The organism is Bacillus sp. FSL P4-0290 (assembly GCF_037975435.1).
GTDB lineage: Bacteria > Bacillota > Bacilli > Bacillales > Bacillaceae > Bacillus > Bacillus subtilis.
In genome coordinates, this window is record NZ_CP150253.1 from 474,111 (window position 1) to 498,975 (window position 24,865).

At 46.0% G+C, this 24,865-nt stretch carries 22 protein-coding genes, 1 pseudogene and 1 riboswitch; of the genes and pseudogenes, 16 read left to right on the forward strand and 7 right to left on the reverse strand.

Annotated features, from left to right (window positions below; translation table 11 throughout):
- Positions 1-29: 29 nt before the first annotated feature.
- From MKY10_RS02420 to MKY10_RS02460, 9 genes and pseudogenes are all read left to right on the forward strand, one after another.
- Positions 30-2,213 (forward strand): DNA topoisomerase III, encoded by a 2,184-nt coding sequence (locus MKY10_RS02420; RefSeq protein ID WP_015252793.1) that lies wholly within the window; start codon positions 30-32, stop codon positions 2,211-2,213.
- Positions 2,214-2,414: 201 nt separating this feature from the next.
- Positions 2,415-3,503, forward strand: a complete 1,089-nt coding sequence (locus MKY10_RS02425) for a lipoprotein YdaJ (RefSeq protein WP_129110445.1) — start codon at positions 2,415-2,417, stop codon at positions 3,501-3,503.
- Entirely contained in the window at positions 3,484-4,335 is an 852-nt protein-coding gene (epsK, locus tag MKY10_RS02430) for a cyclic-di-GMP receptor EpsK (protein WP_129110446.1), read from the forward strand. The genes MKY10_RS02425 and epsK overlap by 20 nt, the downstream gene beginning before the upstream one ends.
- Before the next feature lie 10 nt (positions 4,336-4,345).
- A complete protein-coding gene (locus MKY10_RS02435; RefSeq protein WP_082090353.1) occupies positions 4,346-6,055 on the forward strand; it encodes a DUF2334 domain-containing protein in 1,710 nt (569 codons plus the stop codon).
- The gene (locus MKY10_RS02440) at positions 6,048-7,310 is read left to right on the forward strand and encodes a glycosyltransferase family 2 protein (RefSeq protein WP_003246697.1); all 1,263 of its coding nucleotides are present in this window, start codon (positions 6,048-6,050) and stop codon (positions 7,308-7,310) included. The genes MKY10_RS02435 and MKY10_RS02440 overlap by 8 nt, the downstream gene beginning before the upstream one ends.
- 5 nt (positions 7,311-7,315) lie before the next feature.
- Positions 7,316-9,427, forward strand: a pseudogene (locus tag MKY10_RS02445) (cellulose biosynthesis cyclic di-GMP-binding regulatory protein BcsB).
- A 135-nt stretch (positions 9,428-9,562) separates the two neighbouring features.
- Positions 9,563-9,706: riboswitch (cyclic di-AMP (ydaO/yuaA leader) on the forward strand.
- A 192-nt stretch (positions 9,707-9,898) separates the two neighbouring features.
- Positions 9,899-11,722 carry a potassium transporter KimA gene (gene kimA, locus MKY10_RS02450; RefSeq protein WP_129110447.1) on the forward strand — a complete coding sequence of 608 codons (1,824 nt, stop codon included), beginning with the start codon at positions 9,899-9,901 and terminating at the stop codon, positions 11,720-11,722.
- A 58-nt stretch (positions 11,723-11,780) separates the two neighbouring features.
- On the forward strand, positions 11,781-12,230 hold the full coding sequence (gene mutT, locus MKY10_RS02455) for an 8-oxo-dGTP diphosphatase MutT (RefSeq protein WP_129110448.1): 450 nt from the start codon (positions 11,781-11,783) through the stop codon (positions 12,228-12,230).
- A 66-nt stretch (positions 12,231-12,296) separates the two neighbouring features.
- Positions 12,297-14,021: a pyruvate oxidase gene (locus tag MKY10_RS02460; protein ID WP_339226129.1), complete on the forward strand. Its 1,725-nt coding sequence runs from the start codon at positions 12,297-12,299 to the stop codon at positions 14,019-14,021.
- Between the two features lie 16 nt (positions 14,022-14,037).
- On the opposite strand, the gene MKY10_RS02465 is transcribed toward MKY10_RS02460, so the two are convergent.
- The 5 genes from MKY10_RS02465 to MKY10_RS02485 form a co-directional block, all read right to left on the reverse strand.
- Positions 14,038-14,178 (reverse strand): hypothetical protein, encoded by a 141-nt coding sequence (locus tag MKY10_RS02465; protein WP_044052699.1) that lies wholly within the window; start codon positions 14,176-14,178, stop codon positions 14,038-14,040.
- Between the two features lie 28 nt (positions 14,179-14,206).
- Complete coding sequence (locus MKY10_RS02470) at positions 14,207-14,473, reverse strand: hypothetical protein (RefSeq protein WP_017697017.1); 267 nt, start codon at positions 14,471-14,473, stop codon at positions 14,207-14,209.
- 102 nt (positions 14,474-14,575) lie between these two features.
- Positions 14,576-15,853, reverse strand: a complete 1,278-nt coding sequence (locus tag MKY10_RS02475) for an Nramp family divalent metal transporter (protein ID WP_003234364.1) — start codon at positions 15,851-15,853, stop codon at positions 14,576-14,578.
- Between the two features lie 234 nt (positions 15,854-16,087).
- Positions 16,088-16,345 (reverse strand): GlsB/YeaQ/YmgE family stress response membrane protein, encoded by a 258-nt coding sequence (locus tag MKY10_RS02480; RefSeq protein ID WP_003246519.1) that lies wholly within the window; start codon positions 16,343-16,345, stop codon positions 16,088-16,090.
- 77 nt (positions 16,346-16,422) lie between these two features.
- Positions 16,423-16,875: a DUF2188 domain-containing protein gene (locus MKY10_RS02485; protein ID WP_003246574.1), complete on the reverse strand. Its 453-nt coding sequence runs from the start codon at positions 16,873-16,875 to the stop codon at positions 16,423-16,425.
- A 117-nt stretch (positions 16,876-16,992) separates the two neighbouring features.
- Between MKY10_RS02485 and MKY10_RS02490 the strand changes: the two genes are divergently transcribed.
- The 4 genes from MKY10_RS02490 (at position 16,993) to MKY10_RS02505 (ending at position 19,137) form a co-directional block, all read left to right on the forward strand.
- Positions 16,993-17,811, forward strand: a complete 819-nt coding sequence (locus MKY10_RS02490; protein WP_043858099.1) for an EcsC family protein — start codon at positions 16,993-16,995, stop codon at positions 17,809-17,811.
- Between the two features lie 128 nt (positions 17,812-17,939).
- Positions 17,940-18,311, forward strand: coding sequence for a glucose starvation-inducible protein GsiB (gene gsiB, locus MKY10_RS02495; RefSeq protein ID WP_003246542.1), 372 nt, complete (start codon positions 17,940-17,942; stop codon positions 18,309-18,311).
- Positions 18,312-18,442: 131 nt separating this feature from the next.
- Positions 18,443-18,784: a cupin domain-containing protein gene (locus MKY10_RS02500; protein ID WP_015252783.1), complete on the forward strand. Its 342-nt coding sequence runs from the start codon at positions 18,443-18,445 to the stop codon at positions 18,782-18,784.
- Positions 18,778-19,137 carry a YdbC family protein gene (locus MKY10_RS02505; protein ID WP_015252782.1) on the forward strand — a complete coding sequence of 120 codons (360 nt, stop codon included), beginning with the start codon at positions 18,778-18,780 and terminating at the stop codon, positions 19,135-19,137. Before MKY10_RS02500 ends, MKY10_RS02505 begins: the two co-directional genes overlap by 7 nt.
- Positions 19,138-19,173: 36 nt before the next feature.
- Here MKY10_RS02505 and MKY10_RS02510 read toward each other — a convergent pair whose 3' ends face one another.
- Positions 19,174-19,995, reverse strand: coding sequence for a manganese catalase family protein (locus MKY10_RS02510; RefSeq protein WP_015252781.1), 822 nt, complete (start codon positions 19,993-19,995; stop codon positions 19,174-19,176).
- Positions 19,996-20,079: 84 nt separating this feature from the next.
- Positions 20,080-21,132 (reverse strand): C4-dicarboxylate TRAP transporter substrate-binding protein DctB, encoded by a 1,053-nt coding sequence (gene dctB, locus MKY10_RS02515; protein ID WP_015252780.1) that lies wholly within the window; start codon positions 21,130-21,132, stop codon positions 20,080-20,082.
- Positions 21,133-21,201: 69 nt separating this feature from the next.
- Here dctB and dctS point away from each other — a divergent pair, with 69 nt between their 5' ends.
- The 3 genes from dctS to dctP all read left to right on the forward strand — a co-directional run bounded on the left by dctS (position 21,202) and on the right by dctP (position 24,865).
- Positions 21,202-22,809, forward strand: a complete 1,608-nt coding sequence (gene dctS / locus MKY10_RS02520; protein ID WP_015252779.1) for a two-component system sensor histidine kinase DctS — start codon at positions 21,202-21,204, stop codon at positions 22,807-22,809.
- On the forward strand, positions 22,799-23,479 hold the full coding sequence (gene dctR / locus MKY10_RS02525) for a two-component system response regulator DctR (RefSeq protein WP_003234347.1): 681 nt from the start codon (positions 22,799-22,801) through the stop codon (positions 23,477-23,479). Before dctS ends, dctR begins: the two co-directional genes overlap by 11 nt.
- Positions 23,480-23,599: 120 nt before the next feature.
- Positions 23,600-24,865 carry a C4-dicarboxylate transporter DctP gene (gene dctP / locus MKY10_RS02530; RefSeq protein WP_014475862.1) on the forward strand — a complete coding sequence of 422 codons (1,266 nt, stop codon included), beginning with the start codon at positions 23,600-23,602 and terminating at the stop codon, positions 24,863-24,865.

Consider the following 24,865-nt stretch of genomic DNA (forward strand, 5'->3'; position numbering starts at 1 on the left):
GAGCGCGAAAGAAAGAGAAGTGATCAAGCATGTCAAAAACAGTTGTATTAGCTGAAAAACCTTCAGTCGGCCGGGATTTAGCCCGGGTGCTGAAGTGCCATAAAAAAGGAAACGGTTATCTCGAAGGCGATCAATATATTGTGACCTGGGCTTTAGGCCATTTGGTGACGCTTGCTGATCCAGAAGGCTACGGAAAAGAATTTCAATCATGGCGCCTAGAGGATCTGCCGATTATCCCAGAACCCTTAAAGCTTGTGGTAATAAAAAAAACCGGAAAGCAGTTCAATGCAGTCAAATCCCAGCTTACCCGTAAAGACGTCAATCAGATTGTCATCGCGACTGACGCAGGCCGGGAAGGTGAGCTTGTTGCGCGCTGGATCATTGAGAAAGCGAATGTCCGAAAACCAATCAAGCGGCTGTGGATTTCATCTGTGACGGATAAAGCGATCAAGGAAGGTTTTCAGAAGCTGCGCAGCGGCAAAGAATATGAAAACCTGTACCATTCTGCCGTCGCCAGAGCGGAAGCGGATTGGATTGTGGGGATCAACGCCACCCGTGCACTTACCACAAAATTCAATGCCCAGCTCTCATGCGGTCGTGTGCAGACTCCGACGCTAGCCATGATTGCAAAGCGCGAGGCAGACATTCAGGCGTTTACGCCCGTTCCGTATTACGGCATACGTGCTGCAGTCGACGGCATGACGCTGACGTGGCAGGATAAGAAATCAAAGCAGACGAGAACGTTCAATCAAGATGTAACAAGCCGTTTGCTAAAAAACCTCGAAGGAAAGCAAGCGGTCGTAGCTGAGCTGAAAAAAACAGCGAAAAAAAGCTTTGCGCCTGCGCTTTATGATTTAACGGAGCTGCAGCGTGACGCCCACAAGCGCTTCGGTTTTTCTGCCAAAGAAACGCTTTCTGTCCTGCAGAAGCTATATGAGCAGCATAAGCTCGTCACATATCCGCGGACGGACTCTAGATTTTTATCCAGTGACATCGTCCCGACGTTAAAAGACCGTCTGGAAGGCATGGAAGTAAAACCGTATGCCCAATATGTCAGCCAAATTAAAAAACGCGGCATTAAATCTCATAAAGGATATGTCAATGACGCGAAGGTGTCAGACCACCACGCGATTATCCCGACCGAAGAGCCGCTCGTTCTCAGCAGTCTGAGTGATAAAGAACGAAAGCTGTATGACCTGATTGCGAAACGTTTCCTGGCTGTATTAATGCCTGCATTCGAATATGAGGAAACAAAGGTCATCGCAGAAATCGGCGGAGAAACCTTTACGGCAAAAGGCAAAACCGTACAGTCGCAAGGGTGGAAAGCCGTTTATGATATGGCGGAAGAGGATGATGAGCAGGAGGATGACAGAGACCAGACACTTCCTGCGCTTCAAAAAGGCGACACACTTGCCGTCCGCACGTTAACGGAAACAAGCGGCCAAACGAAGCCGCCTGCCCGATTTAATGAAGGGACCTTGCTGTCAGCGATGGAAAACCCAAGCGCATTTATGCAAGGAGAAGAAAAAGGCCTCGTCAAAACGCTTGGAGAAACAGGCGGCCTCGGCACGGTGGCAACACGTGCCGACATTATTGAAAAACTGTTCAACAGCTTTTTAATCGAGAAAAAAGGCCAAGATATTTTTATCACATCTAAAGGAAAACAGCTCCTGCAGCTTGTTCCGGAGGATCTGAAATCACCGGCCTTAACAGCAGAATGGGAGCAAAAGCTGTCTGCGATCGCGGCCGGCAAATTGAAATCGGCTGTTTTTATTAAAGATATGAAGGCTTACGCTCACCAAACGGTAAAAGAAATCAAAAACAGCAGCCAAACCTTCCGACATGACAACATTACGGGAACGGCATGTCCGGAATGCGGCAAAATGATGCTGAAAGTAAACGGCAAACGCGGGACGATGCTCGTGTGCCAAGATCGTGAATGCGGAAGCAGAAAAACGATTGCCCGAAAAACAAACGCACGCTGCCCGAACTGCCATAAAAGAATGGAGCTTCGCGGCCAAGGCGAGGGCCAAACCTTTGCGTGTGTGTGCGGTCACCGTGAAAAGCTCTCTGTATTTGAAAAACGAAAAAACAAAGACAAAGCGCGTGCTACCAAACGGGACGTATCCTCTTATATGAAAAAACAAAATAAAGATGAGCCGATTAACAACGCGCTGGCAGAACAGCTGAAAAAACTCGGTTTGGATAAATAATAAAAAAACCTGTGCCTATCGCACAGGTTTTTTATTGGACTTAGGTCCTGTTTTCTTAATGTTCAAAAAGGGAAAAAAAAGCTAGCAATCTGCATTTTTTTCTTTTATAGTAAATGTACTTTGTAACATGGCAGTCATATTTTCGTCTATAACTATTTGTGAGCGTCTGATTTGCTTCAGGCGACAAAGGGGGATTTGCCTGTGAGGCATGTACTAATTGCTGTCATCTTATTCTTCTTATCTATCGGACTTTCCGCAGGGTGTGCTGAAGCTGGAAACAAGACCCAAAATCAGTCAGCGACAGAAGTGAATGCCAGCCCGATCCAGCCGGCGGAATATTTCATCTATCACAATTTAATGAATGACCAAGGGCTGATTAAAACCGATTTTTCAGACCAGCCTTCTTACTTGTCGGAATCTCTCGGCCTGTGGATGGAGTTTCTGCTCAGCAAAAATGACGCACCGCATTTCCAGGATCAATATCAGCATCTGACTGATTCATTTCTGATGAGCAATCACTTGGTGACGTGGAAGATTCAAAATGGCCAAGCGAGCGGGACGAATGCGCTGATAGATGATATGAGAATTATGTTGTCTCTTGACCAAGCCGCCGCAAAATGGGGCCGCAGCGACTACGCGCAAACGGCTAAGGATATCGGCACGTCTTTGAAGACATACAATATGAACAATGGGTTATTTACAGACTATTACGACTCACAGGCCGCTTCAAAGGATGTGACGCTTTCATACGTCATGCCTGACGCCTTAGCTGTCTTAAAGAAGAATGGAATCATAGACGAAGACACAGAACAGCGGAATGCCAATGTTCTCTATTCAGCTCCTTTAAAAAATGGCTTTCTGCCGAAGACATACAGCTCGGAGACGAAGGAATACACATATGATAGTGAAATCAACCTGATTGATCAGCTTTACGCTGCTTGGCATTTGCCGGAAGGGGATGAAAAAGCATCTGTTTTAGCGGACTGGATCAAGCAGGAATTTCAGAAAAACGGAAAGCTGTACGGGCGGTATTCGGCAGATACGAAGGAGCCTGCCGTCCAATATGAGTCTCCATCCGTATATGCATTAGCCGTATTGTTTTTGACAAAACAGCATGAAAACAGTTCTGTCATCAAAGCCATATATGACAGAATGAATGACTTTGAAATTCATGATCCGGTGAAATCGTATTATGGAGGCTATATGAGCGGCACTCAGACGCATTCATTTGACAATCTGCTGCCGCTGTTAGCCGAAAGGAAGCTTTTTAATGAAAATATCATTCAGTGAATCACAAAAATTATTTGCTTATTTTTCAGGGCTCATCGCGGCCCTGTCTTTGTTTATTTATTATGTGTCAGCCCAGCAATCAGAAGGTGCTCTGATCCTTTGCATCACATTTGGCGTCATCGCCGTAGGCATCTGGTTCGGCCCGATTTACGCGCTGGCAGTGACCTTAATCGTACTCTTTGTTCTCGGCACCTTAATGATGTTTTTCCAGACTGGACAGACATCGCTCTTTCCGGCTGAGGAAGGGCTGCGAATGCTTGTCGTGTGGGGAATCGCGCTTTTGCTGTTTTCTTTTATTTCTGGAAGAATCCACGATATTACAGCAGAGCTTCGGCGCTCAATAACACGGCTTCAATCCGAAATCAAAAGCTATGTTGCTGTTGACAGAGTGACTGGTTTTGATAACAAGCAAAGGATGAAGCTGGAGCTTTCAGAAGAAATCAAGCGGGCGGAGCGCTACGGCAATTCTTTCGTTTTTTTGCTGCTGCATATGCATTATTTCAAAGAGTTTAAGTCTTTGTACGGTGAAAAAGAAACGGACCGCCTCTTCCAATATGTCGGTCAGCAAATCAGGACAAGCGTTCGGGAAACGGATAAGAAATTCCGTCCCTCTGACGAGCGTATCGGGATCGTGCTGACGCACACGCCTGCTGAACATATGCCAGCCGTCCTGACAAAGCTGAAAAAACAATTAGACACGTATCAGCTGGAAAATGGAAAGTATGTGTCGCTTACGTTCCACGTCTGTTACTTGCCCTACCGCAACGATATCAAAACAGCTGATCAATTTTTAGAAGAACTGGAAAACGAGATGATGATGAATGAACTATAAAGGAATCACATTGCTATGCGTCATGATGCTTCTAGTTTCGGCTATTACGTCTTTTCCCGTTTCTGCGCAAGCGAAAGATCAGGACGCCGGTATTCTCATCATCTACTCAACCTTGGACGGCAAAGAGTCGTCACAAGTCAAAATGCTCGATTTGCTTGCGGGCCACTTTACATCCCATGTGACAGTCAAAAAAGATTCAGACGTTGAAGCGTCGGATTTCAAAGGGAAAGACCATGTGATTTATTACGGCCAAACGAAAAGAAAGCTCAGCAAAAAACTGCTGTCTCTTATCAGCGGCGTAAAAAAACCGGTTGTCGCCATTGGCTATAACGCAGGTCAAATCAGCCAATTTTCTGGGCTTTCATTAGCCCGCAAAGAAAATGTGTTTCAGGTTCACAGCAGGTCGGAAAAGGCCGATGTGTCTCTGGAAAGCGGGCTTAACGTGCTGAGTGTATCAGGCCTGAAAGGAACGGCGCTTTACACCTTCAAAGCCGATGACGGCACAATACATTCTTTTATATGGAAAACAAAAAAAGGGAATGTGTACATTGGATTAACAAATTTGTTAAATGACAATTTGATCGTGGCGAAACAGCTCAGAGAAGCTTTCGGAGAGAAGGCGGGGACGACGTTATTGTATTTGCGTCTCGAGGATATCAGCCCGATGTCTGATGAAAAATTGCTGCTTCAAGCCGGTACATACCTGCATAAGCGGCATATTCCTTTTATCCTGGCGGTCATTCCGGTTTATTTGAATCCGGAAACAGGCGACAAAGTGTATTTGTCTGATCAACCGAAGATGGTCAAGGTGCTGAAGAAGCTGCAAAGCATGGGCGGCAGTATCATTGTTCACGGCTATACTCACGCTTATCGCTACAGTGAAACAGGAGAGGGCTTTGAATTTTGGGATGCAAAGGCGGATCAGCCGATTACATCCGGAAATGCCGAAGACCCCCCGTCCATTTTGGAGAAAGAACAGGACTTCCCGAACGAACAAGCCTATCACAGCTATCTCGAACCATTTCGGGAAAAGGAAGAAACGTATACAAAACAAAAACTGACGCGTGCCATTGAGGATTTGACATCATCGGGTCTTTACCCGCTGGCGTTTGAAGCGCCGCATTACACGATGTCCGATTATGGCTATCAAATCGCCTCGCAGTATTTTACAAGCATTTTCGGCCAGGTCCAGCTCAGCAGCACAACATGGAAAACATCCGGTGCACCTCCGTTTGTGACTGCTCCTTCGATGTTGCACGGAATGACGCTTTATCCGGAAACGATCGGCTTTGTCGACACATCGAAGCAAAACCCGTTCGGTGAGATGGAGGAGCACATCTCCCAGATGATTGATTTTGAAGGCGGAGTAGCCGGAGGATTTTATCACCCGTACCTCGGGATGAAATATCTGCCGGAGCTGGTTGATCAGATGGAACGCATTCCAGACAGTGAATGGCTTGATTTAAAGAAAACGAAACAAACCGTCAAAACAGACAAAGTGGAAATTCATACAAGCGGTGACGGAACGATTCAGGTGAAAAACGGCGTAAGCGCGATTGACGAGTTTTTCGATCATCACCGGCAAACCCCTCTTGAAAAGGCGTTATGGATTCTCTCCGCTGTTGTGCTCTTATTTGTCATCATGTTTGTCAGTTATACGTTTTACTTGAGAGCCACATTGAAAAAACGAATTTTTAAGGAGAGAAGAAGCCTTGGGTAATACGCTGTTCTTTATCTCGCTAAGTTTAATATGGGTTATGCTTCTCTACCACATGTTTCTCATGCAGGGCGGGTTTCGCCACTATATGACCTTCGAACGGAATATCCCGAAGTGGAGAGAAAACATGAAGGAACTGCCGAAGGTCAGCGTTCTCATCCCGGCGCATAACGAAGAGGTTGTGATTCGGCAGACGCTGAAGGCGATGGTCAACCTTTATTATCCGAAGGACCGGCTGGAGATTATCGTCGTTAATGATAATTCATCAGACCGGACGGGTGATATCGTCAATGAATTTTCCGAGAAATACGATTTCATCAAAATGGTGATTACGAAGCCGCCAAATGCAGGAAAAGGAAAATCCTCTGCACTTAACTCGGGTTTTGCCGAATCGAATGGCGATGTGATCTGTGTGTATGACGCTGACAACACGCCTGAGAAAATGGCCGTGTATTACCTCGTGCTCGGCCTGATGAATGACGAAAAGGCAGGCGCCGTGGTAGGGAAATTCCGCGTCATCAATGCGGCAAAGACGCTGCTGACGAGGTTTATTAATATCGAAACGATCTGTTTTCAGTGGATGGCCCAGGGAGGCAGATGGAAGTGGTTCAAAATCGCCACGATCCCAGGCACCAACTTCGCGATCCGCAGAAGCATTATCGAAAAGCTCGGAGGCTGGGATGACAAAGCGCTCGCTGAGGATACTGAGCTGACCATCCGGGTATATAATCTCGGCTATCATATCCGCTTTTTCCCTGCCGCCATCACGTGGGAGCAGGAACCGGAAACATGGAAGGTATGGTGGCGCCAGCGCACCCGATGGGCGCGCGGCAATCAATATGTCGTGCTCAAATTTTTGGCGCAGTTTTTTAAGCTGAAACGAAAACGGATTATCTTTGATTTGTTTTATTTTTTCTTTACGTACTTCCTGTTTTTCTTTGGCGTGATCATGTCAAATGCGATTTTTGTAGTGAATTTGTTTTATGATTTGCATTTGTCGGTTGGATTTTTAGCAATGATTCTCTGGATTTTGGCGTTTTTCTTATTTATGACAGAGGTCATGATTACGTTGAGCATTGAAAAAACAGAAATGAACAAGCAAAACTTTTTTATCGTATTTCTCATGTACTTCACATACTCGCAGGCATGGATTGTGCTTGTTATCTACTCTTTATTCGTGGAAATCAAGCACCGTTTATTCAAGCAAGAGGTCAAATGGTACAAGACAGAACGATACAATCAACATAAAAGCGGGTGACCTTTTTGAAACAAATAATGATTTTTCTCACAAGCTTCATGCTGCTGGCGATGACTGGACAAACGGCTCTTGCCAAAGACGTACAGGTCAGCGGTTCGCTCCTCGGGAAAAGCAGCCAAGAACAAGCCAAACAGCAGATGCTGACAAGCGAGCTGATTACACTGTATGGATCAAAAGACAGCGCAGAGCTGACGTATCAGATCCCGGCAGGCGCCTCTTCGGGCAATCAGCAATTGGTAATCGAATACGAGGCATCAAATCTTTTAATTTCTCCATCATCGTTAACGGCTGTCATTGATGATGAACCGGTCAAGACGTTAAAGCTTGATGGTGATTCCAAACGGAAAACAGTGAAGCTGAATCTGAATAAAAGCCAGTCTGCGCAAGGCTATCACAACGTATCGCTGAAATTCTACGGCGTAATGAAAGAGGGCGTGTGCGTCAGACAGGATACATCAGGCAACTGGATCAAAATTTATCCGGACAGCCGGCTGACACTTGCTGACAGCAGTGGAGCGAAGGGAACGTCGCTGGACCATTATCCGTATCCTTTCGCCCAATCTGGAAATACAGCGGAAGAAACAGCCATCGTCATTCCGGATAACCCAAGTTCAGCAGAAATAGAAGCTGCTGTTAAAACAGAAGGCTATTTGAAAACGGTGGACAGCAGTGTCAGTATTGCGTATGTCACGGAATCTGAACTGAAAAAAATCGATAAGCCGACAATTGTTATCGGCGTGGACAAGCATTGGAACGGCAAAGTGAAAAAACTGTTGAAACAAGCTGGGCTACAGGCAAAAGGAGAAAACCTTCTGCTTGCGGAGCGGGTGCTGAAAGCAGAGGGCAAACAGCAGCCGGTTCTGTTTGCGCAAGCGGCGTCCGAGGACGCGCTCACTAAAAAAATCAGCGTGATGACAGATCAGACATATACAGGCCAGCTCAGCGGCGATACACTTTCAATCAGCAAGCTTCAGCAGACTGAAAAAAAAGAAAGCGATAAGCTGACCCTTGAGAATTTTGGAGCGGGCGATATCACAATTGGAGCTGACAAAACATCTTCAGCACATTATTTTTATCCGGCTTCGGCTGTTTTAGATGAAAACCAATCGGCGAAGCTGTCGCTGAAACTGAAAAAGTCTGAAACGATTCAAGCCTCAGCGGCTGAAAACGAGTCTGCCTCTCAGGCCGCAGAACTGAAAGTGATGATCAACGGCTAGCCGCACTCGGTCCGACTTGATGAATTAGGAAAAGAAGATAAAAACGGATTCTATCATGTCACAGTGAAAGTGGACCCTAAACTGCTGCAAAAAAACCGCTACATTGATATTCAGTTCGTCACGACCGGTTTAAAGGAAAACAACCCTTGCAACACCACTGATGAAGAAAAGTGGGTTTTTATCGATAAAAACAGTACATTATCATACGCCATCAAAGGCATGTCTCCGTCAGCGGATTTTCAAGAGTGGCCGCTTCCTTACGCCGGAAACCAGGATCAAACAACATTAATCGTGCTTCCTGACACCGTAAGCCAATCGAAGCTTGAGGAGCTTTCTCTCGTAACGGAATCCTTTGGCAGCGAAGCACAGCATTCATATACGGTAAAGAAATCATCTGACGTTACAGCAAAGGATGCGAAAGGACGAAACCTCATTTTCATAGGGGGGATCAATCAATTTTCTCTTCTGAAGGAGAAATCATCAGATCTGCTTGTGCCGCAGGAAAAGAACGGCTCGTTTGATGTATCTGGTTTCGAGATGCTGAATGAGACAACAAAACAAGTGGTATTTACCCAAGCATCGGTTTGGGATTCACGCTATACAATGGCAGTCTTTGCACCGTCAAAAGGAGATGGCACGGCTGTCACAAAAGAGATCATCAGTTATCTGAACAGCAACGATGAGTCGGCAACCGTCCTTAATGAAACAAACAGCCAGCAGGTGTTTACAAACCACCAGCAGCTCAAATCGGAAACAAACAGTTCCGATGCAGAACAACCAACACAGGATCATAGCCAGAAATGGATGTATATTGGTGTGCTGGCACTCATTATGGTGGTTGCGGCAGTGTTCATTTGGATTGCAGTAAGACGCAGAAAAAGAAAGACAGATACAGAATAAAACAGAGGCGATTTTAGCCTCTGTTTTTTTATTTTTGGTAAGTAAATTCCATTTGTGGAACCTGTCATTTTATTTTTTTCTCTCAGCCAATAAGCCTCTTTACAACGTGCGGGAACGGGAGTATGATCTCTTTTAGAAAACAAATCGCTTAATCTGAAATCAGAGCGGGGGACCCAATAGAACGGCTTTTTGCCGTTGGGGTGAATCCTTTTTAGGTAGGGCTAACTCTCATATGCCCGAATCCGTCAGCTAACCTCGTAAGCGTTCGTGAGAGGAGATGAATGAAACCTGTGTTCGATGTTATGGCACAGGGGCATCCGTTTGCCTCTGTGTTTTTTGTTGTTCATTTTTGAATGCAAATCGCATACAGAGACATCATAGCAGAAAGGACTATCATCAACATGTGAGAGCAAGACACTGATGTTTTATTGTTTTAATTGAAAAATGAGAAATTAAAAGGGGAAGACATCGATGTATCATTCAATCAAACGTTTTTTGATTGGGAAACCACTAAAATCCCAAGCAGCTGGAGAGCAAAAACTGACGAAATTAAAAGCCTTGGCTATGCTTTCCTCAGATGCGCTGTCATCTGTCGCATATGGGACAGAACAAATTCTAATCATTTTGGCAACAATCAGTGCTGCCGCATTTTGGTACTCCATTCCGATTGCGGTTGGCGTTCTCATCTTGCTGCTCGCACTGATTCTTTCATACAGGCAAATTATTTACGCTTATCCGCAGGGCGGCGGGGCGTATGTCGTTTCTAAAGAAAATCTCGGTGAAAAACCGGGATTGATTGCGGGCGGTTCATTGCTTGTTGATTATATTTTAACAGTAGCGGTAAGTATTTCCGCAGGCACGGACGCCATCACGTCAGCCTTTCCTGCATTGCATGATTATCATGTGCCGATCGCTATTTTTCTCGTGTTAGTGATTATGATTTTGAACCTGCGCGGGCTTTCGGAATCGGCATCCATTCTTGCCTACCCGGTTTATCTGTTTGTGGTGGCGCTTTTGGTTCTCATTGCAGTCGGGTTGTTTAAACTTATGACAGGACAAATAGACCAGCCAGCCCATCATACACCGCTCGGCACACCTGTAGCCGGCATTACGCTGTTTTTGCTGCTTAAGGCTTTTTCCTCCGGGTGCTCAGCGTTGACCGGGGTAGAGGCCATTTCTAATGCGATTCCTGCATTCAAAAACCCGCCTGCGCGAAACGCGGCGAGAACGCTTGCGATGATGGGGATTTTGCTGGCGATTCTGTTTTCCGGCATCACGGTTCTCGCGTACGGGTATGGTACGGCGCCGAAACCTGATGAAACAGTGGTTTCACAAATTGCGTCCGAAACCTTCGGGCGGAATGTGTTCTACTATGTCATCCAAGGTGTCACATCGCTTATTTTGGTTCTTGCGGCAAATACGGGATTTTCAGCCTTCCCGCAGCTTGCCTTCAACCTGGCGAGAGACCAGTATATGCCGCGAATGTTTACAGTCAGGGGCGACCGCTTAGGCTTCTCAAATGGGATTATCTTTTTAGGCTTTGCCTCCATTGTGCTCATTATCTTATTCGGAGGACAGACGGAGCACTTAATCCCGTTATATGCTGTGGGCGTATTTATTCCATTTACGCTTTCACAAACCGGCATGTGCGTTAAATGGATCAAGCAAAAACCAAAAGGCTGGATCGGAAAAATGCTGATCAACTCCTGCGGTGCTCTGATATCATTTATGGTTCTATCCATTCTGTTTGTGACGAAGTTTAATGTCGTATGGCCTGTGTTAATCTTTATGCCTATCGTCGTTTTGCTGTTTTTTGCGATTAAAAATCACTATACAGCGGTTGGTGAACAGCTTCGCATCGTAGACAAAGAGCCGGAAGAAATCAAAGGCACCGTTGTGATTGTGCCTGTGGCCGGTGTCACCACCGTCGTGCAAAAATCGATTCACTATGCGAAATCACTGTCTGATCAGGTGATCGCCGTTCACGTGTCATTTGACAGAGAACAGGAAAAGAAATTCGAAAAACGCTGGGAAGAGCTTAATAACGGCGTGCGTCTCGTTACGCTTCACTCCTCGTACAGAAGCCTTGTCCATCCGTTTGATAAGTTTTTGGAAACAGTTGAGGCAAAAGCGAAGAAGGAGCAGTTTTCCGTTATGGTGCTGTTTCCGCAATTTATAACGAAAAAACGCTGGCACACCATCCTTCACAACCAATCGGCCTTCCTCCTCAGAGTCCGGCTGTTCTGGAAAAAGGACATAATGGTTGCCACACTGCCGTATCATTTTAAAAAGTAAAGCTCTAGGACCAAGGGAATCACCTTGGTCCTTTTTTGCGGGAAAAGGAGGTATGGCGGTGTATACACAAGGTGCTTTTGTGATCGTATTGAACGAAAGTCAGCAAATTCTGCTGGTGAAACGAAAAGATGTCCCTCTATGGGATTTGCCGGGCGGCAGGGTTGATCCCAGGGAATCGGCTGAGGAAGCGGCAGTGCGGGAGATATTGGAAGAAACGGGATACAATGCAGCGCTTTCTGCGAAAATAGGTGTTTACCAAAGGCCAAAGTTTCAAGATGAACAGCATCTGTTTTTCGGAAGCATAACAGGCGGACAAGCAGTGGCTGACGGCACAGAGACAGCGGGATTAAAGTGGGTTTCCCCGGAGCGTTTGCCGCTTTTTATGGTGCCGAACCGAAAAAGGCAGATCAATGATTTCAAGAATGGCGCTCAAGATGTAAATGTCACCGTCAAGGATAGAGGGTTGCTCGCGGCGATCGACCTGTTGAAAAGAAGACTTGGCAAGTGATTCAGGTCTCCGGGTTTTAAAGCCTTTCTCCTGTGGTATTGAAAAAAGGAAAAAGGAGGATACGTTATGGCACATAAAACTGCAGGACAAGTAATGACAGAGCTGCTTGAGCAATGGGGAGTTGATCATGTATACGGCATCCCCGGAGACAGTATAAATGAGTTTATTGAAGAATTAAGACACGAAAGAAATCAACTGAAGTTCATTCAAACCCGCCACGAAGAGGTAGCGGCACTGGCAGCCGCAGCTGAAGCAAAACTCACCGGCAAGATCGGAGTCTGTCTGTCAATCGCAGGGCCGGGAGCGGTGCACTTATTAAATGGTTTATATGATGCAAAAGCGGACGGCGCCCCTGTGCTGGCGATTGCAGGACAGGTTTCTTCTGGCGAAGTCGGACGGGACTATTTCCAGGAGATTAAGCTGGAGCAAATGTTTGAGGACGTGGCTGTGTTCAACAGAGAGGTACATAGCGCAGAATCACTTCCGGATCTCTTAAATCAGGCGATCAGGACCGCCTACAGCAAAAAAGGCGTTGCGGTATTGAGCGTGTCAGATGATTTGTTTGCGGAGAAAATCAAACGGGAGCCCGTGTATACTTCACCAGTGTATATTGAAGGGAACCTTGAACCGAAAAAAGAACAGCTCGTCACCTGCGCCCAATATATTAATAACGCTAAGAAGCCGATTATCCTGGCAGGGCAGGGAATGAAAAAGGCGAAACGGGAGCTCTTAGAATTTGCGGACAAAGCCGCCGCTCCGATCGTCGTTACACTCCCGGCAAAGGGTGTCGTTCCCGATAAGCACCCGCATTTTCTCGGCAACCTCGGGCAGATCGGAACAAAGCCGGCTTACGAGGCAATGGAGGAATGTGATTTATTAATCATGCTCGGAACGTCATTCCCGTACCGTGATTATTTACCAGATGACACGCCGGCGATACAGCTCGATTCAGACCCGGCGAAAATCGGAAAACGGTATCCGGTGACAGCGGGCCTTGTCTGCGATTTGGCTCTCGGTCTGCGCGAATTGACAGAGTATATTGAACGCAAGGAAGACAGAAGATTCCTAAATGCCTGCACAGAACATATGCAGCATTGGTGGAACGAAATTGAAAAAGATGAGACAGAGGCAACAACACCGCTTAAACCTCAGCAGGTCGTGGCCCGTCTTCAGGAAGCGGCAGCCGATGATGCGGTGCTCTCTGTCGATGTCGGCACTGTGACAGTCTGGATGGCGCGTCATTTCAAAATGAACGCGAATCAGGATTTCATCGTTTCCAGCTGGCTTGCGACAATGGGCTGCGGCCTGCCGGGAGCGATTGCAGCAAGCTTGTCCGAACCGGAACGCCAGGCGATCGCCGTTTGCGGTGACGGGGGATTTTCCATGGTCATGCAGGACCTCCCGACCGCCGTCAAATATAAGCTCCCGATCACAGTCGTCATTTTAAACAACGAAAATCTCGGCATGATTGAATACGAGCAGCAGGTCAAAGGCAATATCGACTATGTCACAAAACTTCAAAATGTCGACTATGCCGCATTTGCAGAAAGCTGCGGAGCAAAGGGCATCAAAGTGACCAAAGCGGAAGAGCTTGCGCCGGCTTTCCATGAGGCGCTGCAATCTGACCAACCGGTCGTAGTGGATGTCATGATTGGAAACGAACCGCCGCTTCCTGGCAAAATCACCTACGGGCAGGCGAAAGGTTTTAGCAAGTACATGCTGAAAAACTTCTTCGAAAACCAAAAATTTGAAATGCCGTCACTGAAGAAAAGTTTGAAACGGTTATTCTAAAAAAACGTATTTTCAGCTATAACATGTTTGAATTCATAAAATGATCGGTGTATGTATTAGGAACTGATTTCGCCATTCTCGAAACAGACAAAAGGACAAATGCATCTTGTTTCAAAGCAATGAGTTGCATTTGTCCTTGTATGTTTATTCTTATCAAATCTTACAAAACTCTTCTCATAATAGGGTTATTTCTCTTTTTTCTTCAGCCCGAAGAAGAAAGGAAAAGCAGAACCGACCAAGAAGGTGCCGAATAAAAACATGCCGCCGATAAACACGTGGAAATTTGTGTGTCCGGCCGTAAACGCCGTGATTAAGGAAATGATACTGAGCACGATCATGGCAATGCCGGGCGCGACTCTCATTTTTCCCTTGGATCTATGGGCAGTAACAGAACATAAAATGCCGATAACAATAGGAACAATCCACAAATAAAACAGAATAAATACTGACATCATCAAAACTCCGATTTTTCTTCTATCATAACAAATTTCTGTCAAAAAGGGTATCAATGAGCTTTGCGAAAAAATAAAAACCGGCTTTAGAAGCCGGTTTTTTTATCGAAACGTATCTACAATTAAAAACACATTCAAAGCAACGATCAATACAGCAATCAGCCAAGACACCACTGTGATCCATTTGGCGTTGATCAGAGATCCCATGATCCGTTTATTGCTTGTAAACATAATAAGCGGAATGAGGGCAAAGGCGATCCCGAAGGACAGCACGACCTGGCTCAGTACGAGAGCGGTCGTCGGATTAACACCTGACGCGATGATCAAGATCGGCGGAATGATCGTGATAAAACGCCGTACATACAGCGGAATGCGGTAGTTGATAAATCCTTGCATAATCACGTCGCCTGAAAGTGTGCCGACAGACGAACTGGATAGACCGGCAACGAGCAGCCCGATCCCGAATAAAGCCGCAGACATAGGGCTGACAAGATGTCCGAATTGCTGAAATGCGACGTCGAGATCCTCAACAAACAGGCCGTTTTTGAAGAATAATGCGGCAGCCACGATCAGCATACTTGCATTAATAGCCCCTGCAATCAGCATCGCTATTAAAATATCAATAAATTCAAACCTAAAGATTTTTTTCCGTTCTGCATCAGTTTTGCCAACCACCCGCCGCTGTGTAAGGGCAGAGTGTAAATAAATGGCGTGCGGCATAACAGTTGCGCCAAGAATACCCGCTGCAAGAAGCACACTGTCGGTGCCATGAAACGCCGGGACAAAAAGGCCCTTCATCACTGACACGGCATCAGGCTTTGCGAAAAAGGTCTGCAGCGCAAAGGCGATCACGACCACAAACAGCATACCGGCAATACCGGCTTCAAGTGAGCGATAACCGCGGCGCTGAAGCTCCAATATCGCGAAAGAACCGATCGCCGCAATAATAGACGCTTCAAGCATCGGAATGCCGAACAGCAAATACAGTCCCAGAGCCGCTCCGATAAATTCCGCCAGGTCAGTTGCGATAATGACAAGCTCGCCCTGAATCCATAATCCGATCGAGACAGGCTTCGGGAATTCTTCACGGGCAACCTCAGGCAGATTTTTGCCTGTCGCAATACCGAGTTTGGCGGATAGGGATTGAATTAAAAGGGCCATGATATTAGAAAATAAGATCACCCATAAGAGCATATATCCGTATTTAGAACCCGCCGAAATATTCGTTGCGAAGTTGCCGGGATCAATATAGGCAATGGCTGCTATAAATGCAGGGCCGAGAAAAGGGAGCAGCCCTCTGAATCCTCTGATTTTCCCGTCAAGCGCATCTTGGACGGCTTTGGAACGGGGAGATTGTGCTGTGATGTCCTTGTTCATCATGTCTCACCTGAATTCTGTTTGTTTTTGCCGTACAACAAAGAGTTTCCTTAAGGCAAATTATTTTATCTACATCATATGACCATCCCGGTTTCTTGTCAACCGAAAATGTTCAAAATACACTTCTGAATTTTTCCCTGTTATGTAACATGATATGTAGGGATTCGGGATAAGGTCCCATATAAAAAGACATCGTTTCATTTCGAAACGATGCCTCCTGTATCTAATGAGTCGAGTCTAGGCTTCCTTCCGCAGCCCGCGGAATATAAGGCCCAGCAAGAACACGAAGATGGCTGCCCCGATGATGGCCGGGAAAATAGCAAAGCCGGCGAGGCTCGGTCCCCATGTGCCAAGAAGTCCGTGCCCGATCCAAGCGCCGATCAGCCCGGCAATCATAGAGCCGAAAATTCCTCCCGGCAGCCGGTTTCCTACAATGGCGCTCCCAATTAATCCGATAACAATTGCAACAACTAATGAAACCAAAAAGCTAAGCATCATGATCACCTCTCATAAATGATTTACCAATCAATAACCGCTCCTGATCATTTCGAAACACTTAAAAGCATATTCCTTTATGATCCTGTTTTAATCTTTCTCTGCACACTGCCGTCAGCTAAATGAACAATGACCTCAGTGCCTTTATGCGCCGCGATTTCCTTTGCCCGTTCAATCGCTTCTTTCTTTGTATCTTTGATTTCAGACACACGTTTGGCGCCCTCGGCTTTGACTGCCCAGCCTTTTTTATGCTTAATAACATGCTCTGCTTTATTCATGAGCTCGGGGCCGCTGCCGCTGCTTGGATCAGCATCGCGTTCTGTCTCATCATCATGCGTCAGGAAATCATCAATTTCATCTGTAGAGGCGTTTTCCGCCCATTCCTTCGCTTTGCTTGTCGCAATTGGAATCGCGCGCCCTTCCTCATAGCCTTCATCAATCATCGCATTCGCAATGTCTATCGCCTTTTTTCTCACCGGCTTCTCAAGATTTTTTAATGAAGCAGGATAATCCTTCATCGACCAAGGCATGTCCATCACTCCTTTTCCTTTTATAAAAATGGTACCCGCAGGTGAAAAATAAAAACGCATCCGAAAAAATGAAGGTATACTATATAGTAGAAAAAACGGAAGGGAAGTGCGGATTGGGTGCTAACAGAACGAAAAGAAGACTTACATCAGCAATTAAAAGAGATAGAGAAATGGGAAAAAGATCAGCAAAAAGTCTGGTTTTGGGAAAAGCTCAGCCGTCTCCCGTTTCAACTCCTGGACAAGCTGACACCGGAATTCATCCAGAAAAAGATCGGCAAGCTCTTGGATGAGGTCGGCAGCTTTGTTCAAACAGGCGGACAGTACCTGACATCTGAAAAACAGATTATCAGGATATTTCAAAAGAAACTGCCGGAGGAGATCTTTGAATCGCTGGAGGACATCCGGAAAGCGCCTCTTTCTGTCATGGATGAAATTGCGGAAGGAATGGGCAAAAACAGAACAAACGCAGCAACCGTTCAAGGCGCGACAACCGGTGTGGGCGGCGTGTTTACGCTGGCGGCAGACATTCCGGCAGTGCTTGGCTTATCACTAAAAACATTACAGGATATCGCAGTCGCATACGGCTATGACCCAAAGGAGAAAAAAGAACGAGTCTTCATTGTGAAATGCCTGCAGCTTACGTCGGCTGATGTTGTCGGCAAAAGATCGATTTTGCAGGAATTAAAACACTACGATCAAGACCGTACATATAAGAATGTCGCTTCTCAAATCCAAGGCTGGCGAGAAGTCGTTTTGGGCTATCGAGACACGTTTGGCTGGAAAAAACTTTTCCAGATGGTGCCGGTTGCCGGAATGGTTTTTGGCGCCGCTGCCAATCGCTCAACATTAAACGACATTACCGAGACAGGCATGATGCTGTACAAAAAGAGGCGCATTCTTGAACGACTGAAAGAAACAGAACGAGAGATGGAATAGCAGAAAGCAGACGGACACCGCGATCCGCCTGCTTTTTTTAGTGGAAACATACCCAATGTGTTTTGTTTGTTTAAAAGAATTGTGAGCGGGAATACAACAACCAACACCAATTAAAGGAGGAATTCAAAATGGCAGACAATAACAAAATGAGCAGAGAAGAAGCAGGTAGAAAAGGCGGAGAAACAACAAGCAAGAACCATGACAAAGAATTCTATCAAGAGATTGGTCAAAAAGGCGGAGAAGCCACTAGCAAAAACCATGACAAAGAATTCTATCAGGAAATCGGCGAAAAAGGCGGAGAAGCCACTAGCAAGAACCATGACAAAGAGTTCTATCAAGAAATCGGTGAAAAAGGCGGAGAAGCCACTAGCGAAAATCATGACAAAGAATTCTATCAAGAAATCGGCCGAAAAGGCGGAGAGGCAACAAGCAAAAATCATGATAAAGAATTCTACCAAGAAATTGGCTCAAAAGGCGGAAACGCCCGCAACAACGACTAATCAAAAGCATAAAGGCAGACAACCTGTAAATAAAAAAGCGATCCGGCACATCAGCTGGATCGCTTTTTTTTGGAATCTTCTCAATTTATGCCGCTATTGCGATACAATAAGTGAAAAAGGGGTTTTCGCTAATGTCCAAGATGCAAAACTTGCTCGTCATCGCAAATGAAGTCAAAGAAAAGCACGCCAATTTTTCAATCTCAGAGGTCAACGACCACTGCGTGCGCCTTGCGGTGTTTACGGGAGAATATGACTGGCACCATCACCCTGACTCAGACGAATTGTTTATTGTTCTTGAAGGGGAGCTGCTGATCGATTTTAAGGACAAAGAAACCGCGGTGCTCAAAGCAAATGACAGCCTGCTGATCCCTAAAGGCACGGTTCACCGCACACGCTCTTACGTCAGAACGGTAAATCTCTGTGTGGAGCATAAACAAGCCGAAACCGTCATCATAGAGGAGCAGCCATGCTAATCAAAAAGATGATATGTGAAGTAGACGCTGCAAACGCTGAAGCATTTGCAAAAGCGCAGTCACAGTGGGAAGCATTATCGCATATAAGCGGCTTTATCAAACAGGCCGGCGGCTGGCGAAAAACGATAGACGAGCCGCTCACCGCAGAAATCATCAGTGTATGGGAAAACAGAGAAGCCTATGATCATTTTATGGAGAACGAACATGACAGCATATACGAGGAAAACGATCAGAAGGCTGTAATTCTTTCGATAGAGGTGACGGTGTCCGAAGAGGATAAACCGTTCGTTCACGATCTGTTACATAACCCTGATATCCGGTACGAACCAGACTGGACGGTTCTTAAGGCATAATCAAAGCCCAAAACATCATGTTTTGGGCTTGTCTCTTTACTCGCGTCCCGGAAGTGTATTATGAACACAAGGCGGTGCTGGTTTTAACTCCGGTTTTTCTCCAAACGTTTTTGCTTCTTTCACATATTCAAAGGCTTCTCCGTCCGGCGCTTTTTCATTCAGCCAGTTTTGCTTGGCGCTTTCTTCGCCTTCAGAGAAATTGATAAGCTGATGTGAGAACTCTTGTTTTTCGAGCGCTTTCGGGAATGTACCCGGCACAACCGGACCTTCCTGTGCTTCTAATTCTTTAATGGCGGCAAGCCATTGGTTCTGGTGCATTGTGTCACGCGCCAGCAGGAAGCTGAGCATATCTTTGACGCCTTTGTCATCCGTCATTTCAAACAGGCGTGCGACCTGCAGACGGCCCTGAGATTCCGCATTCAGGTTGGCGCGGAAGTCTGCCAGCAGGTTTCCGCTTGCTACGATATAACCGCCGCTCCAAGGTACGCCTGTACTGCTTTCCGGCATGGCGCCAAGTCCTGATACAATCGCATGGTGAGGGTTCATGCCGCCCAGGATGGAGCCGATGACCGGATCTTCAGCAGCTTTTTCCTGCTGATCAAGAGGGGCATCCTCAAGAAGTCTGGCAATCATCGTTGCGATCATTTCAACATGCCCGAGCTCCTCAGTTGCCGTATCCATCAGCAAGTCCTTGTATTTTTCATTTCCTCTTGTGTTCCAGCCTTGAAATAAGTACTGCATGGCAACTGAAATTTCTCCGAATTGCCCGCCTAAAATTTCTTGCATTTTTTTAGCGAATAATGGATCTGGACGATCTGGTTTAGCAGGATGCTGCAGCATTTTTGTGTGCTTAAACATGTACCCATCTCCTTTTTCGATTATCTCTTTTTATATTTCCGATCGATAGAAAGATAAACGAAAAACAGCGTATCGAGATGGGAACTATGAATCTTTTCGCAGCTCCAACAGTTCCCGGATCAGCTTCCGGCCGAAGATGGGCTCATACTGCCGGTAAACAGGGTCAAGACGCTTCATCCATTCTTGTTTCTCTTTATCTGACAGCTCATAAATATGTATAGCAGAATTCTTTTTGATTTCTTCCAGCTGCTCCTTGTTCATTTGTTCGGCATACGTTTCATTCCACTCCGTCGTCTCCTTCATCGCTTCAGTCAAAATGCGCCTTGTTTCTGGTGTTTGCGCCTTCCAGAAGTGTTCATCGGTCATGACAGCGTAGCCGAGGTAACCGTGGCTGCTTATTGTCAAATAGTCCTGAACATTATAAAATTTTTTAGAATAGATGTTTGAAATTGTATTTTCTTCGCCATCGACTACATTGTTTTCTAACAGCTGAAAGGTAGAATTGAAGGATTCCTGATGAGGTGTTGCGCCAAGCAGCTTGAACTGATCCTCAATCACATCGCTTTGCATAATGCGCAGATCCTGCCCTTTTAAATCATCCGGTGTTTTGACCGGCCCTTGATTTGTTGTGATTTGCTTAAAGCCGTTCGTCCAATAGGCCAGTCCTTTTAATTGGTTTTTCTTTAGAGAATCAAACAGCTGTGTGCCGATGCTTCCGTTCAGCCCTTTTTTGACGGCGTTGTAATCTGTAAAAGCATACGGCAGATCAAGCACTCCCCATTCAGGCGAGAGCATGCCGAGCTTCGATGTGGAGGGGGCGATAAATTGAACATCGCCGTTTTGCAATGCTTCAATTTCTTCAATGTCCGAGTACAGGCTTCCATTCGGAAATACTTCTATTTTTATTTTCCCGCCTGATTTTTCGTTCACCAGATCAGCGAATTTATTGGCGGCCAGCCCTTTTGGCGTATTTTCAGCAACCACGTGGCTGAATTTAAACACGATTTGATCCTGCAGGCCTTCCTGGTCGTCATCATAAACAATCTTTTTATTGCCGGTATGATCATGGAATCCGATAAATAAAGCGGTTGCAATTCCAGCGATCATCAGTGCGAGACATGCAAGCAAACTCTTCATGAAAAGCCCTCCCCTATGTTAAGGATAATGGGGGCAATGACATTCGTAAAGACCTGAAAGGAGAAGCTGATGAACAAAAAGAAGCTCTCAATCCGTTGGAAAATCACGATCTTATCCTATATACTCGTCATTTTCTCCTTTTTGATCGGCGGCATTGTGCTCATCGGCAACATTCAGCATACAGAGGAGCGGGAGTTGAAAAAGCGGCTGATGAATACGGCCCGGACTGTGTCAGAGATGACAGAAGTGAAAGAAGCCTTGGCGCGAAAAAAACAAACAGAAGCTGTTCGCCATGCGGTTGAAGAAATCAGGATGATTAATGAAGCAGACTATATTGTCGTCATGGATATGAATCACATCCGATATACGCATCCTGTCAGCACAAGCATCGGCAAGAAATCAGAAGGTGCAGACGAGGAGGCAGCGTTTGCGGAGCACATTTATTTCTCTGAAGCAAAGGGCGAGCTCGGCACGGCGGTTCGCGCTTTTTATCCGGTTAAGGATCAAGACCTGAACCAAATAGGCGTGGTGCTTGTCGGAAAAACGCTGCCGGGGATCGCTGACATCCTGCTTCATTTAAAGCGTGATATCGCCTTCATCGTTGTGCTGACACTCGGCTTCGGCCTTGCTGGTTCCTTTTTGCTGGCCCGCCATATCAAAAAACAAATGTTTCAGCTTGAACCCCATGAGATTGTCCGAATGTATGAAGAACGGACAGCGACGTTTCACTCGATGAATGAAGGGGTAATCGCCATTGACAATCGTCTCATCATTACGATTTTCAATGAAAAAGCGAAACAGATCTTTGAAGTGCAGGGGGATCTGATCGGCAAGGTGATTTGGGAGGTTCTCAAGGATTCGCGCCTGCCCGAAATCGTGGAGCGGAACAAAGCGGTTTATAATGAAGAAATTCGTGTCAGCGGAAAAGTCATCATGAGCAGCAGAATTCCGATCGTCATGAAGAAAAAAGTGATCGGCGCCGTCGCGATTTTTCAGGACAGAACGGAAGCGGCCAAGATGGCAGAGGAATTGACTGGTGTCAGAAACTTTGTGGAGGCGCTCCGTGTCCAAAACCATGAGCATATGAATAAGCTGCACACGATCGCCGGCCTCATCCAGCTGGGGAAATCTGAAAAAGCCTTGCAGCTTGCATTCCAGGCGTCAACTGAGCAGGAAAATGTGACTGAATTTCTGCACCGCTCGATTCAAAATGACGCTGCGGCAGGCCTTCTATTAAGTAAAATCAGAAGGGGAAGAGAGCTCGGTATTGCTGTTCATATAGATGAAAACAGCAGTCTTCAGCAATTTCCCGAGCATGTTGATCAGCATGATATTGTCGTGCTTTTGGGGAATCTGATTGAAAATGCCTTCGGCTCATTTGAAACCGTTCAATCTGAAGACAAACGAATTGACATTAGTATCGAACAAACGGATGATATCCTTGCTATTTTAATAGAAGATAACGGCTGCGGAATTGATCCGGCACATATGCCTCGCCTTTACGACAAAGGTTTTACGGTCAATAAAACTGGCGGCACAGGCTATGGCCTGTATCTAGTGAAACAAATCATAGACAAAGGATCGGGCACGATAGAAGTTGATTCACATGCGGGGCAGGGGACATCTTTTTCTATCGTTTTTCCAATGAAGGGGGAGGAAGTACAGCATGGCTCGTAAAGAATGGAAGGTTCTGCTCATTGAAGACGATCCGATGGTTCAAGAGGTCAATAAGGATTTCATTACAACTGTTAAAGGCGTTACTGTCTGTGCAACGGCAGGAAACGGAGAGGAAGGCATGAAGCTGATTAAAGAAGAACAGCCAGATCTCGTCATTCTCGATGTGTACATGCCGAAAAAAGACGGCATCAAGACCTTGCAGGAGATCAGAAAGCAAAAGCTTGAAGTGGATGTCATTGTCGTCTCCGCTGCAAAAGACAAGGAAACGATCTCACTCATGCTGCAAAACGGGGCGGTTGACTATATCTTAAAGCCGTTTAAGCTTGAGCGAATGAGACAGGCACTCGAAAAGTACAAGCAATATAAACAAAAAATCGAAGCGAATGATACGCTGTCCCAGGAACAGCTCGATGCGATCCTGAATATTCCGCAGCAGGCCGTACAGGATCTGCCGAAAGGGTTGAATCACTTCACGATGAATGAAGTCACTGCTTTTTTGAAACAGCAAACCGCATCCCTTTCTGCTGAAGAGGTCGCCAAGGCGCTTGGCATCGCCAGAGTGACAGCCAGACGATATCTTGATTACTTAGAAAAAACCGGGATCATCAAATTGGACGTTCAATACGGCGGAGTCGGCCGGCCGGTCAACCGCTACGTGTTAAAAGGATAAACCTGAGACCAAAAAGACCAAAATGTCCGTTATGATCATAAACTTCCCCAGACATTATGAAAACGCTATCATTATAGTAAGAAAGACACAAAAGGCGAATAGGACAGGGGGATGAAGGATATGAAACTGTTTAAAAATTTAACAGTTCAGGTCATAACCGCGGTCATCATCGGGGTCATTGTCGGGCTGGTCTGGCCGGATGTCGGCAAAGAAATGAAACCGCTTGGCGATACATTTATCAACGCTGTTAAAATGGTGATTGCACCAATTATTTTCTTCACAATCGTTCTCGGGATTGCAAAAATGGGCGATATGAAGAAGGTTGGAAAAGTAGGGGGAAAAGCGTTTATCTATTTCGAGGTTGTCACCACCCTCGCACTCATTATCGGTTTATTTGTCGTCAATATTATGAAGCCGGGTGCGGGTCTTGATTACAGCAAGCTTGAAAAGGGTGATGTATCACAATACACGCAAAATGGCGGTCAGGGAATCGACTGGATTGAATTTGTTACACACATTGTTCCATCCAACATGGTTGATGCCTTCGCAAAAGGGGACATTTTGCAGGTCTTATTCTTTTCTATTCTTTTCGGAGTGGGTCTTGCGGCATTAGGCGAAAAAGGAAAAAGCGTCATTGATTTCTTCGACAAGGTTTCTCACGTTTTTTTCAAAATTATCGGCTACATTATGCGTGCCGCGCCAATCGGGGCATTCGGGGCGATGGCGTATACAATCGGACACTTCGGGCTCGATTCCATCAAACCGCTGGCAAGCTTAATGATGTCTGTTTATATTACGATGTTCCTGTTCGTATTTGTTGCTTTAAATATCATCTGCAAGCTTTACGGATTCAGCCTGTGGAATTACCTTCGCTTCATTAAGGATGAGCTTCTGATCGTGCTTGGCACAAGCTCTTCCGAATCGGTGCTTCCGCGTATGATGGATAAAATGGAGCGCTACGGCTGTTCCAAATCAGTTGTTGGACTTGTTATTCCGACGGGCTATTCGTTTAACCTCGACGGCACATCCATTTATTTATCTATGGCGACTGTCTTTTTGGCACAGGTGTTTGGAGTAGACCTCAGCATCGGCCAGCAAATTACGATTATCCTCGTTCTGATGCTGACATCGAAGGGAGCGGCAGGTGTGACGGGAAGCGGATTTATCGTCCTTGCCTCAACGCTGTCAGCGCTGCAGGTCATTCCGCTGGAGGGTCTTGCACTCCTGCTAGGGGTTGACCGTTTCATGAGTGAAGGAAGAGCCATTGTGAACCTGATCGGAAACGGAATCGCCACGATCATTGTTGCAAAAAGCGAAAATGAATTTGATGAAGCAAAAAGCGTAGAGGCTGTTGAAGGCATGAAAAAAATGAAAACAGCAGTCTGA